Origin of the sequence: Allosalinactinospora lopnorensis, assembly GCF_000981225.1 — a bacterium.
Classification (GTDB): Bacteria; Actinomycetota; Actinomycetes; order Streptosporangiales; family Streptosporangiaceae; genus Allosalinactinospora; species Allosalinactinospora lopnorensis.
Window position 1 is genome coordinate 18,669 of sequence record NZ_LAJC01000075.1, and the last position, 11,616, is coordinate 30,284.

Annotated in this window: 12 protein-coding genes, 3 tRNA genes and 1 pseudogene; 6 read left to right on the forward strand and 10 right to left on the reverse strand. The window is 71.0% G+C overall.

Going from position 1 to position 11,616, the window contains the following annotated elements; genetic code table 11:
• Positions 1 to 23: 23 nt before the first annotated feature.
• From VS93_RS21895 to VS93_RS21900, 3 genes are all read right to left on the reverse strand, one after another.
• Positions 24 to 746, reverse strand: coding sequence for a sulfotransferase family protein (locus VS93_RS21895; RefSeq protein ID WP_269082881.1), 723 nt, complete (start codon positions 744 to 746; stop codon positions 24 to 26).
• Positions 662 to 1,051: a sulfotransferase gene (locus VS93_RS32640; RefSeq protein ID WP_338022780.1), complete on the reverse strand. Its 390-nt coding sequence runs from the start codon at positions 1,049 to 1,051 to the stop codon at positions 662 to 664. The genes VS93_RS21895 and VS93_RS32640 overlap by 85 nt, the downstream gene beginning before the upstream one ends.
• Positions 1,052 to 1,134: 83 nt before the next feature.
• A complete protein-coding gene (locus VS93_RS21900) occupies positions 1,135 to 1,686 on the reverse strand; it encodes a TetR/AcrR family transcriptional regulator (protein ID WP_046471773.1) in 552 nt (183 codons plus the stop codon).
• A 138-nt stretch (positions 1,687 to 1,824) separates the two neighbouring features.
• Here VS93_RS21900 and VS93_RS21905 point away from each other — a divergent pair, with 138 nt between their 5' ends.
• Positions 1,825 to 3,423, forward strand: a complete 1,599-nt coding sequence (locus tag VS93_RS21905) for an MFS transporter (RefSeq protein WP_046471774.1) — start codon at positions 1,825 to 1,827, stop codon at positions 3,421 to 3,423.
• 64 nt (positions 3,424 to 3,487) lie between these two features.
• Here VS93_RS21905 and VS93_RS21910 read toward each other — a convergent pair whose 3' ends face one another.
• Positions 3,488 to 4,189 carry a GntR family transcriptional regulator gene (locus VS93_RS21910; RefSeq protein ID WP_046471775.1) on the reverse strand — a complete coding sequence of 234 codons (702 nt, stop codon included), beginning with the start codon at positions 4,187 to 4,189 and terminating at the stop codon, positions 3,488 to 3,490.
• A gap of 197 nt (positions 4,190 to 4,386) precedes the next feature.
• Positions 4,387 to 5,589 carry a molybdopterin molybdotransferase MoeA gene (locus tag VS93_RS21915; RefSeq protein ID WP_046471776.1) on the reverse strand — a complete coding sequence of 401 codons (1,203 nt, stop codon included), beginning with the start codon at positions 5,587 to 5,589 and terminating at the stop codon, positions 4,387 to 4,389.
• A gap of 265 nt (positions 5,590 to 5,854) precedes the next feature.
• Between VS93_RS21915 and VS93_RS21920 the strand changes: the two genes are divergently transcribed.
• The 5 genes from VS93_RS21920 (at position 5,855) to VS93_RS21940 (ending at position 7,711) form a co-directional block, all read left to right on the forward strand.
• A tRNA-Gly gene (locus VS93_RS21920) sits at positions 5,855 to 5,927 on the forward strand.
• A gap of 32 nt (positions 5,928 to 5,959) precedes the next feature.
• Positions 5,960 to 6,030 (forward strand) — tRNA-Cys (locus VS93_RS21925).
• A gap of 14 nt (positions 6,031 to 6,044) precedes the next feature.
• Positions 6,045 to 6,121: transfer RNA gene (locus VS93_RS21930), tRNA-Val, on the forward strand.
• A gap of 327 nt (positions 6,122 to 6,448) precedes the next feature.
• Positions 6,449 to 7,039, forward strand: coding sequence for a carboxymuconolactone decarboxylase family protein (locus VS93_RS21935; RefSeq protein WP_046471777.1), 591 nt, complete (start codon positions 6,449 to 6,451; stop codon positions 7,037 to 7,039).
• Between the two features lie 213 nt (positions 7,040 to 7,252).
• Positions 7,253 to 7,711 carry a sigma factor-like helix-turn-helix DNA-binding protein gene (locus VS93_RS21940; RefSeq protein ID WP_046471778.1) on the forward strand — a complete coding sequence of 153 codons (459 nt, stop codon included), beginning with the start codon at positions 7,253 to 7,255 and terminating at the stop codon, positions 7,709 to 7,711.
• On the opposite strand, the gene sigJ is transcribed toward VS93_RS21940, so the two are convergent.
• The 5 genes and pseudogenes from sigJ to VS93_RS29845 all read right to left on the reverse strand — a co-directional run.
• Positions 7,638 to 8,573, reverse strand: coding sequence for an RNA polymerase sigma factor SigJ (gene sigJ, locus VS93_RS21945; RefSeq protein WP_082127102.1), 936 nt, complete (start codon positions 8,571 to 8,573; stop codon positions 7,638 to 7,640). The genes VS93_RS21940 and sigJ overlap by 74 nt on opposite strands.
• An 84-nt stretch (positions 8,574 to 8,657) precedes the next feature.
• On the reverse strand, positions 8,658 to 8,807 hold the full coding sequence (locus VS93_RS30635; protein ID WP_201776714.1) for a hypothetical protein: 150 nt from the start codon (positions 8,805 to 8,807) through the stop codon (positions 8,658 to 8,660).
• A gap of 228 nt (positions 8,808 to 9,035) precedes the next feature.
• Positions 9,036 to 10,319 carry an McrC family protein gene (locus tag VS93_RS21950; RefSeq protein WP_046471779.1) on the reverse strand — a complete coding sequence of 428 codons (1,284 nt, stop codon included), beginning with the start codon at positions 10,317 to 10,319 and terminating at the stop codon, positions 9,036 to 9,038.
• Entirely contained in the window at positions 10,312 to 11,016 is a 705-nt protein-coding gene (locus VS93_RS29840) for an AAA family ATPase (RefSeq protein ID WP_052745921.1), read from the reverse strand. Before VS93_RS29840 ends, VS93_RS21950 begins: the two co-directional genes overlap by 8 nt.
• Positions 10,959 to 11,616, reverse strand: a pseudogene (locus VS93_RS29845) (hypothetical protein); the annotation flags it as partial. The pseudogene VS93_RS29845 and the gene VS93_RS29840, both read right to left, overlap by 58 nt.

Here is an 11,616-nt window from a genome sequence, read left to right on the forward strand (position 1 = left end):
CCCGCTTCGCCGAAGCGGCCCGGTCACGGCTCTTCGATGCCGGAGGTGTACGTGGTGGCGCCGCCGGAGAGAGCGGCGGCGACGCCCGGGGTCGGCTCGTTCAGCCGCCACCAGCGATCGCGCAGCTTGCGCTTGCGCCGGGCGAGCCGCCGCATCGCGGCGACCCTGGCGTAGCGGGCGAGGTCGACGGCCGACGCGCGCGGCGCCGCGGACGGCTGGTACCCGTTCTTCCCCAACCGCCCGGCCAGCACGGTCTCGCACAGTTCGATCTCCCACGGCTCCAGGCGCTCCTGCCAGGCGCCGGCGCTGGTCCGGGTGATACTCCGATGGGTGTTGTCGTGCCAGGCTTTGCGCGGCGGTACGGCGATCCCGGCGACCCGGTTCGGCTCGCACATAGCGGGGTGGAACTCCTCGCCGAGGAACGCGCACAGCGCGGACAGCTCTGCCCTCGGGTCTTCGATCAACTCCTCGTAGCGCATCTGGTAGAAGGAGTCGGGCGGCAGCCGGCGAGCGGCGGCCCGGCCGTAGTCGACGGCCTCGGCCCAGGTGGCGGTCGCGTGGTAGCTGTCGAGCCGGTACCAGGGCATCTGCTTCAGCGAGCCGACGCAATCGCGCCCGTCGCGGATCAGGTGCACGATCTGGGCGTCCGGGAACAGCCGGATCAACTCGTCGATGTTCTGATAGTAGCCGGGACGCTTGTCGCCCCATCGGGGCTTGCCGAACCTCCGGGCGTATCCGCGGAACACGGTGCCCAGTGCCGATCCGAGTGTCGCCGGGCCGTCGACGATCTCGGTGATGGTCTGCTCGGGATCCAGCCCCAGATCGGCGAAGCGGGTCCCTTCGGGTAGACGATCCGTTCGGCCAGGGCCCGTCGGTTGGCGGCCTCGCGCAGATCACCGAACTCCCGCCTGTGCCAGTACATGTCGAGCAGGAAACGCGTCTCCGGCGGGATCGCGATGCGGGGATGGGCGTGCAGCATGAGCTGCAGCAGAGTGGTGCCCGATCGTGGACACCCCAGAATGATGATCATCCGTTCCCGGAACGGTGCCATATCGCCACCATAGAGAGAGTTGTTCCTGGTGGATAGATGTGTCTCCGATAAGCGGCGCCCGATCGCCCCGGGACCGGCGGTGACTAACCGTTCCAGCGCGCCTCGTTGGCCTGGGCGATGAGGCGGTCCGTCAGCCGGCGCACCACCTCCGGTTCGGGCTGGGGAAGCCCCATGATCGCGCTCAGGTAGAGGCCGTCGCCGACGAGGCGGATCGTCTCCGCGAGCACGGGGTCGCCGACCTCCTCGCGCAGCAACTGGGACCAGTGGTCGAAGATGTGCCGGACCAGCCGTCCGGACTCTTCGGACATGCCGTCCCTGCTGCGCAGGGCCGCGATGAGCGACCAGTAGAGCTCGGCCTCCTCTCTCGACTCGGGCACCGACGTGCGCAGGAAGACGTGAACGACCCCCTCCTCCCCCTCCGCGGCCTCGCGGAACTCCTCCTCCGCCCGGTCCGACAACCGGCGTACCAGCCCGGTCATCAGGGCGGCCTTCGAGGGGAAGTGGTAGAGCAGCCCGCCCTTGGACACGCCCGCGGCGGCGGCCACGGCCTCCAGGGTCACAGCGGAGTTCCCCTCCTCGATCAGGATGTCCTGCAGCGCGTCCAGGATGCGGTCGCGGGTGGTCGAAGAAATCACATTGGCAGTGTACCGTCCGGACGGTACTGTACCGTCTGGACGGTTAAGAAGCCGGAACGTAGGCGCACACATCCAGTGATCCGATGTCCGCTTTCACCTTCCCGAGAGACCAGCCAGCCCAGTGTTGTCAGAGGGAAAATGAGCTCCACCGCAGTCACCGCAACACACCGGCGTGAAGGCGCGATCGGGGCCGGCCCGCGGGAGTGGGCGGCCCTCGCCGTGCTGACACTGCCGGTACTACTGATCTCCGTCGACATGACGGTGCTCGGTTTCGCCGTGCCCCATCTGAGCGAGGACCTGTCCCCCACGTCCGGCCAACTGCTGTGGATCATCGACGTCTACGGCTTCGTGCTCGCCGGACTACTGATCACCATGGGCTCCCTCGGCGACCGCATCGGCCGCCGCAGGCTGCTGCTCATCGGGTCCGCCGGATTCGGCCTGGCCTCGCTCATGGCGGCCTTCGCCCCGGACCCGGAGACACTGATCGCCGCCCGCGCGCTGCTCGGCATGGCGGGCGCAACACTGATGCCGTCCACCCTTTCGCTCATCCGGAACATCTTCCTCGTCCAGCGCCAGCGCCTGATCGCGATCGCGATCTGGGCCTCCGGGTTCTCGGCGGGGGGTGCACTCGGTCCGATCCTCGGCGGCTGGCTGCTGGAGCACTTCTGGTGGGGTTCGGTCTTCCTCATCAACCTTCCGGTGATGGCCCTGCTCCTGGTCGCCGCCCCGCCGCTGGTGCGCGAGTCCCGCGACCCGGCCCCGGGCAGGCTCGACCCGCTCAGCGTCGTGCTGTCGATGGGCGCCATGCTGCCCGCCGTCTACGGGGTGAAGAAGATCGCCTCCCACGGGATCGCCCCGCTCCCGGCGCTCGCCATCGTGGTGGGACTGTCGGTGGGCATCGTGTTCGTCCGCCGCCAACTGCGGCTGCCCACTCCGATGATCGACGTCCGGCTGTTCGCCGTCCGAAGGTTCAGCGTCGCCGTGGCCACGAACCTCGTGCTCGTGTTCGCGCTGGTGGCCTCACTGTTCTACCTCCCCCAGTACCTGCAGCTCGTGCTGGGCATGGCGCCGTCCCGCGCCGGACTGGTGCTGGTCCCGGGGCTGCTGCTGTCCGTTCTCATGAGCTTCGTGGCGGTGCTGCTGGCCCGCCGGCTCGGCCTGGGCACGATCATCCTCCTCGCCCTGGGGATCATCTCGATGGGCTACTTCGCGCTCACGCAGGCGCCCTTGGACAACGGTGTGCTGCTGGTGGCCGTGGCGTTCGGGCTGATCGCCGGCGGGTCCGGCCTCGCCGAGACGCTGACCAACGACGCCATCATGACCGCGGTGCCCCCTGAACGCGCCGGCGCCGCCTCGGCGATCTCCGAGACCGCCTACGAGCTGGGCGGCGCGCTGGGCGTGGCGCTTCTGGGCAGCGTGCTCACGGCGTCCTACCGGTTCCGTCTCGACGAGGTGGACGGCGTGCCGGAGGCGTCGATGGACACCGCGCGGGACACCCTCGGCGGGGCGGTCACCACCGCTTCCTCACTCCCGGCCGAGACCGGCGACGCGCTGGTGCGCGCGGCGCACACCGCCTTCACCGACGCCATGCACCTCACCAGCGCCCTCGCGGGAGTGATCATCGTCGCCGCCGCGGTCCATGCAGGGGTGCTGCTCCGCAGGGCCCGCGGCCCCGCTGCCCCGGCACACCCCGCCGCCGAGCCGTCCGGGAAGGCGAAGGAGCCGGTGCCCCGCTGACGGCTACGGCCCCGGCCCGATCGACTCGCCGGACGCCGGTGCGGGGCGCTCCCGCCCCACACCGTCACTCGCTCTCCGGCGCGGTGTCCGTTCCGGCGTGCTCGAGGTACACCCGGCGCGTGGCGTCGGTGTGCTCGCGCATGAGGCGGGCGGCGCACTCATGGTCGCCCTCGGCGATGGCCTCGATGATCCGGGCGTGCTCCTCCCAGGACTCCGCTCCCCGGTCCCGCACGACCAGCGCGTGGTACCAGCTCACCCGGCGGGCGACCTGCGCCGCCAGGTCAGCGAGAACCTGGTTCCCGGACAGCTCGCTGATCAGGCGGTGCAGGTCCGCGTTGCTGTCCAGCACGGCGTCGAAGTCGCCCCGCTCCAGCGCGGCCACACCGGCACGCCGCAGTTCCCGCAACTGCTCGACGTCCGCGGCGGTGGCGTTGCCCGCGGCCAGCCGGGCCGACTCCGTCTCCAGCAGGGCGCGCACCGCGAGCAACTGCTCCGCCTCGCTCTCGCTCGCCTGGTGCACGAAGGCCCCGTACCCGGGACGCAGATCGACCCAGCCTTCGTTGCTCAACCGCTGCAGCGCCTCGCGGACCGGCTGGCGGGACACGCCGAGCCAGTCGGCGAGGTCGTTCTCCACCAGGTGCTGCCCGGGCGGGAGCCGGCGCCGGACGATGAGATCGAGAAGCGCCTCGTAGACGCTCTCGCGCAGCGGAACGGGGCGCTGCACCGGGGTTGTCAGCAGTCCCTTGTCAAGACGGGGTGAGGACATGGATCAGCGGCTCCGTACTCCATCGCCTCCGTCGCACCGGACGGTTCGGGCTCAGAACTCGGGGATAAGGGGCGGGGGCGCCCCAAGCCAGTCTAGGCGTGCCGCGCGGCCCCTCACCGAGGCATACCGGATCGGCGCGGGGCCGAAGAACCGCGCCGATCCGGCGCGGCGGCGCCCGCCCCGAACGCCCGCCCCGGTCATCGCGGAAGCCACACCAGAGCCGCCGCGGCCCCATTCCAGTCCGGCGGTACCACGGCGAAGGCATCGGCCCCCGACGCACCCCACAGACTCCCGGGCTGGTCGCGACCGACCGGTTCCGCCGCCTCGGCGGCCACGCGGACCGCGACCAGCCGGGTGTCGCGGTGATGCGGCCGGGGCTCCCCCGCGAGCGGCAGGAAGCGAGGGCTCGCCGCGCCCGGGTCGGGACGGCCCGCCAGGGCGCTCAGTACCGGGACCAGCAGCGTCACAGACGCGGCGAGGGCGGCGTTGGGGTTTCCGGGGAGCCCCACGATCACGGTCCCGGGCGCCTCGGGGCTTCCCAGGTACGCGAGCAGCTGCGGGTGGCCGGGGCGGCAGGCGACGCCGTCCACCACCACCGTGGACCCCAGCTCCGCCAGGACCCCGCGCAGGTGGTCCGCGGGGCCTTTCGAAGAGGCACCGCTGACCACGATGACGTCGATGTCGCTCCGGTCCGCGGTCTTCCGGAGGGCGGTGAGCATGCCGGGGAAACTGTCGCCGATGTGTCCGGAGACCTCCAGCGCCGCACCGGCCCAGGCAACCGTACCGGGCAGCATCGGCCCGATCGCGTCGCGCACCGCCCCCGGAGCGAGCAGCCCCTCAGAAACGATCTCGTCGCCGGTGATGAACGCGGCGACACGAGGACGGCGGACCGGGAGGGAGTCGCATCCCAGGCTCGCGGCGAGCCCGAGCACGGCCGGGGTGACCACGGTGCCGCGCGAGAGGACGGTGCGCCCGCGCGGAATGTCGTCCCCGGCCCGGCGCACATGCCGCCCCGGGGCGATCCGCCCGCTCACCCGCCCGCCATCGACAGCGGCGGCCTCATAGGGCAGCACCGCCTCGGCGCCCGCGGGCACCCGCGCGCCAGTGGCCACCTCGACGGCCTGTCCCGGCGACAGGGAAACGACCGGTTCCGAGACACCGGCGAGAGCCCGGCCGCGAACCGTCCACGGCCCCGGCCCGGCAACCGCGTAACCGTCCATGGCCGAGGAATCGTAAGAGGGCAGGCCGTGCGGAGCGGTCACATCGCGGGCGAGCGCCGCTCCAAGCGCGGCCGCCAGAGGAACCTCCTGCTCGGCCGGGCGCGGACAGCGCTCCCCGAACTCCCTCGCGGCCTCGCGCGCCCGTTCCCACGGGACCGCCGCACTCTCATTCCGGACCATCGCGTTCTCCAGCTCTCACCCGCGCCGATACGCACGCGTCCTGTATATCGTCGGAGGGCGCACCGCTCTCGGCCCGGTCGGCCCCGGACTCCGGCGCGGCCCACCGGCACCCCGGGAACGCGGGCGGGACGGGAAGGGAGCACTGTGAGACCGGTAACGCCGCCTCCCCAGCCGCGCCGCGCGGTTTGCCGTGCGCGTACTTTCCGCTAAAGTGCGTACTGCGGCACGGCGACGGGGCGGGAGGCCCCGGGCGGCCGGGCAGCGCGCGGACGTGGCTCAGCTGGTAGAGCATCACCTTGCCAAGGTGAGGGTCGCGGGTTCGAATCCCGTCGTCCGCTCGGAGACCGAGGGACCCCCTTCGTCTGGATCCGGTGGAGTGGCCGAGAGGCGAGGCAGCGGCCTGCAAAGCCGCCGACACGGGTTCAAATCCCGTCTCCACCTCCGAGCTTCGGCTTGGGCGGTTAGCTCAGCTGGTTAGAGCGCTACCTTGACACGGTAGAGGTCACTGGTTCGAATCCAGTATCGCCCACCAATGGAACAGCAGGTCGGAAGCCTGGTCACGCAGATCCGTGACCAGGCTTCTGCTCGTTTGACCGTGGGAATGAAGGTCAGATCAGGGACGAACTTCCGGAGTTGCCGGACCCGCGGGGTTTGCCGGAGGAGCGATTGGCACGGCACCGACCGTGCTGCTCCCTCGTCGATGATCTTGCGGTACGGCGTGTCGTCCGCGCCGGTCGGAAGGAGATCGGAATAACGGAACTCTTCTTCCGCCGCGGTCGGCAAGAATAATCCCCGCGGGTGTCACAAACGATTCGCCACCGGTGTCCATATGGGTGACAGCGAAACACCAAGAGGCGACATGGCCAGCAAGACTCGTGTGCCCCCGGCCGAGATCACCGGCATCTTCGGGGCGATGATGAAGAGGTTCAGCAAGAAGAGGTTCGGTGAGGTACCGGAGCCGCTCGGCGTGATGTGGCACAGCAAGCCGGTGCTGAAGGCCCTCATGGCGTTCAGCCGGAAGGCGCAGAAGTGGGACGCGTGCGACCACCAGATGAAGTCGCTCGCCCATATGGCCACAGTGTCGATGGTGGGCTGCAGCTTCTGCCTGGATCTCGCCTACTTCCACGCCCGGGACGAGAACCTCGATCTGGACAAGGCCCGCGAGGTGCCGCGGTGGCGGGAGTCCGACGTGTTCACGCCGCTCGAGCGCGACGTGATGGCCTACGCCGAGGCGATGACCCACACGCCGCCGACGGTGAGCGACGAGCTCTCCGCGCGGTTGCGGGAGCAGATCGGTGACGCGGCGCTGGTGGAGCTCACGGCGTTCATCGGCGCGGCGAACCTGGTGTCCCGCACCAACACCGCGCTCGGCATCGAGTCGCAGGGCCTCGCGGCTTCGTGCGGCCTGCGCCCGCTCGCCGAGCCGAGCGGCGTAGCGTCGACCTCATGATCGACGACCCGTTCGTCGCCCACCGCAGCCCGCTCTTCACCATCGCCCACGAGATGCTCGGCTCCGCCGCCGACGCCGAGGACGTGGTGAGGAGACCTGGCGGCGGTGGGCCAACGTCGATCAGGCCGAAGTGTGCGACCCGCGCGCCTACCTGGTCCATCGTCACCCGGCAGGCGCTCAGCCGGCTGCGGACGCTCGCGAGGCGTACGTCGGGTGTGGCCGCCCGAGCCGCTGCTCACCGGTCCCGACGTCGCCGAGAACGTCTCGATCGCGATGCTCACGGTGCTGGAGACCCTGGGCCCGGCCGAACGGGCGGTCTTCGTGCCGCGGGAGGTATTCGACGTGCCTTACGGCGAGATCGCCGAAGCGCTGGGCAAGACCTCTGCCGCGGTGCGCCAGATCGGACACCGCGCCCGGGAACACGTCGCCGCCCGGCGGCCACGGATGCAGGTCGATCAGGCCGTCCAGGAGCAGGTGCTGGATCGATTCCTGGAAGCGGCCCGCACCGGGGAGATCGGTGCGCTGCTGGACGTTGTCGCCCCCGACGTGGTTATGGTCAGCGACGGCGGCGGTGTCGCCGCCGCGTTGACCGGCGGGCTCATCCTTTCTCCGGCAGCCGCGCCATATCAGACACCGGTCCGATATGACCAAGCTTGTCGGGATTGGTCATAGAGTGAATCGCCTGGACCACGCCGTCGGCGACGTCGAGCTCGACCACGCCGACCACGCGCCCTTCGGCGTCGTACATCACGGCGCCCGGCTGGCCGTTGACCCAGGCCAGCCGGAGGGAGGCGCCGAGGGCCCGGCCCCGGCGGAGCCCGACGACGAGCAGCCGCCCGACGCGCTGCCGCCCGGCCAGCGGCTTCCCGATCGTCCGCGCCTTGCCGCCGCCGTCCCCGTGGACCACCACGTCGGGCGCGAGCATGCCGAGCAGCGCGTCCATGTCGCCGCCCGCGGCGGCCTCGAAGAACCTGCGAGTGAGTTCCTCGCCTTCCGCCCGCCGCGCCGGGGGCGGCGGGCTGTCGCGCGCCTGCCCTCCGGCGGCGATGCGCTGCCTGGCGCGGGCGAAGATCTGCCGGCAGTTCGCCTGGGTCTTGCCGGTGGTCCTCGCCACATCCGGGTAGCCGTACCCGAACACCTCGCGCAGCATGAACACCGCCCGCTCCACCGGCGAGAGGGCCTCCAGCAGCACAAGGAACGCCATCGACAGCGAGTCGGCCAGCTCGGCGTGCTCGGCCGGCCCCGACCCATCGGTGGGCACGACGACCGGCTCGGGCAGCCAGTCCCCCACGTAGGTCTCCCGCCGTACCCGCGCCGAACGCAGGTAGTTGATTCCCAGCCGCGTCACCGCCGTCGTCAGGTACGCCTTCGGATCGGCGATCGTGGTTCCCGCCTGGCGCGCCCGGGTCAGGCCGAGGAACGCGTCCTGCACAATGTCCTCGGAATCGCCCACGGATCCGGTCATCCCGTAGGCGATGGAGAACAGCAGCGGCCGGTACCCGGCCGCGCCCGTCTCATCCGCTGACCCAAGCACGGATTCCCTCCCGCCGGCTCGCGTACCGCGGCTCCCAGCCGAGCTCTTTCCTTGCCTTCTCGTTCGAGGATCCGCGCACGCTGGTCATCCGAGCCACGACGAACTCTCCAGCGAGCAGCCGAACGAGTCAGGCGGCACGCGCAGCGGCGGCTTCGCGCCCGCGACTCCGGCCAGGTACGGCGGCCACTCCGCGACCGGCGAGTGCCCCGGTCGCCCCGCGACGAAGACTCGCATGTTCTTTCCTTCCGTGTGGTGCTTTCCCCTGAAGACAAGGCACCACCCGAAGCTGTGACACCCTTCGACCCCCGCCTTTCGAACGGCGCGGGCTTACTCCCGCGCGCCTGCCGGGATGGTCGCTGTCTGCGCGGCGCGGCGGTGAACGAATCCGCACCTTCCTACGCGAAGACCTCCACCTCAACCGCGCCCGCCACTTCCCCGGTTCCACCGGGTCGAGGGCCGCGCCTACGGATAGCCCCCGCACCGATCCGGACCAGGGCGGCGGACGCGGTCGAGCCCGGACAGCAGCGTCGCGATCCGCTCTTCGGCGCGCTCGGGAGCGGCGGTGGTGTCGAGACCCGCCACGGTGATGCTCCCCAGCGACGGGTAGGAGCCCCCGACATTCAGTGTGCGCTGGGTGGAACCGCCGACGTCCGGATAGACGATCACGGCCTTGCGGTTGTGCTCGGGGGCGAACGCGGCGCTGTAGGTGAGGAGTTGATGGAGGTCGTCCGTGGAGACCGGCACGCGGCCGTAGTCCTTGTACTTGGCGTCCACCGGTACCAGTCCGGTCTCCGCTCCGAGGTCGAGTAGGACGTCGGGGCGGAACGTGTGCCGGCCGCGCAGGTCGCCGCTGACCGTCAGGGCTCGCTCGCCGACCGAGGGCACGGCTTTTCCGCCCAGGCGGCGGACCGCGCGTTCGCACGCCCGGCTGACCACGGCCTCCCACAGCGCGGGCATGTCCAGCAGCAGCGCGCCGGCCTGCCACCCGTTGTTAGCGAGCAGGTCGGCGACTCCTCCCCCGCCCAGCACCAGCGCGGCCCAGGCGTGCGCGGGACGGTATCGGTAGTTCAGGCGCGTGTAGCGGGCCCGGGTCAGCACGTCGGCCGCGGCGTTCGGGTGGTGGTAGCGGGGGAACGCCGCACCGGTGTCGGCAAGGGCGCGCAGCAGGTGCGGCTCCTGGACAGACCGTGCCGCGGCGGCCAGAGCCGTTCCGCAGACGCGGTTCTCCCATATGCCGGTGTCGCGCTCGTGCGCGCGGACGTGAAGGCGGTCGACCATGCCGTAGCGCCGGGTCAGCTGCGCCGCCGCGTTCAGGCGGCCGCGCAGGACCGGTGCGACGCGGTCATCCGACACGTAGCCGCGGCGCAGCCCGTCAGCGGCCAGTGCCCGGCATTCTGCCAGCAACGCGGCCACGACGAGTTCGGTGAACCCGCTCGGGCCCGTCTTCCAGCGGCGCAGCGACTCCAGCGGCACCATGGGAGTGCGCAACGCGTAGCACAACCAGGTGATGAGCTGTTCGCCGGTGATGGCCAGCTTCGGTTCGACGACCACCCGGATCCGGTCGAGAGCCACGACGCCAACAGCGGCCGCCGCCCTGATCCGCCATCCCCTGGGGACGGCCGCCGCCGACAGGCGCCCACTCCGCGTCAGTCCCCGCAAGTGCGCGAGGTCGGCGTCGGTGAGCCGGTGCTCCTCCAGCACCACCGACTCGTACTCACCGAGGCGGTATTCGGGCCGCTCAGACATCGTCGCCGTCGTCCCCGGCCGAGTTGAACTCGTCGGCCAGCGCCACGGCAAGGTCCCAGTCGGCCATCTGCTTGGGTGCTCCCGTGTCGGGATCAAGGAGGCCGCCGGGCAGCGGCCGCAGCAGCTCGGTGCGGCCCAGGCAGTGGTCGGCCAGGAGCGGAGCGATGTCGGTGTAGAAGGCGGTGGCCAACTGCTCCTCGCTCGACAGCGGCACGTCGTCGCGCAGCAGGTAGGCGTGGCCGATCTGGTGGTCGGCGTCCAGGTGCCGCGTGATGCGCGCGTTGAGCTCTTCCAGGAACGCGGAGAGCCGCAGCGGCCCGACCGCACCGGAGACCGCGTCGAGGTCGGGGCCCAGCTCGACGAAGGCGAAGCGGCGCCGGATGGCGGCGTCGAGGTGGCCGACACTGCGGTCCGCCGTGTTCATCGTCGCCAGGATCGCCACACTGCGCGGAATGCGGAAGGTGCGCTTGCTGGCGGGCAGGGTCACGGGCAGCCCGCGCTTGTCCTGTTCCAGGAAGGTCACCGGCTCGCCGAAGATACGCGGCAGGTCGCCCCGGTTGATCTCGTCGATGATCAGGAGGAACGTCCGGTCCGGCGACCCCTCCGCCTCGCGGCGCAGGTCCAGGAAGATCCCGTCGGTCAACCGGAGGTTGAGACCGGCGCCGTCCGCGGCGGGTGCGGGTTTGAAGCCCTCCACGAAGTCCTCGTAGCCGTAGGAAGGTGGAAGGTCACCATGCGGGCCACGGCTCCGCCGGAAGACGCGCCGTCGAACAGGTCGGCGATCGCGCGTCGGCGCTCCTCCGCTGGATAGTCGGCGGCCTCGGCCCGGCCGGCGAAAGCGAGCGCGGCGCTGAGGGCGGTGCGTGTCTTTCCGGTACCGGGCGGACCGTAGAGAACGACCTGGCCCTTGGCGCGCAGGACGTCCAGGATGCGCCGCACCTGGGGCGCCGCCACGCCGACGCTCGGCACCGTGGATCGGTCCTGTCCGGTGCGGTTGGCCTCCAGGCGGTGCATGCTCAGAGGTTTGACCTTGGCGAAGGTCTGGCGCCAGCCGCCCTGGGGCGGGTCGAGGGTCTGAGCGTAAGAGAGGTCCCACTTGACGGGGACCAGGTGGCGATAGCGCTCGCGGTCGGCGTCGTAGGAGTAGCCACCGGAGACGGTACCCACCGCGAGGATCTCCAAGGTTCCGCGGTTGGCGACGACGATGTCGCCGACTCGCAGGTCACGGAAGGCGAGCAGGTGGCGGGCCAGCGACGTGTGCCCGCCGACGCGGTCCGGCCGGTGGGTGTCCAGGGCC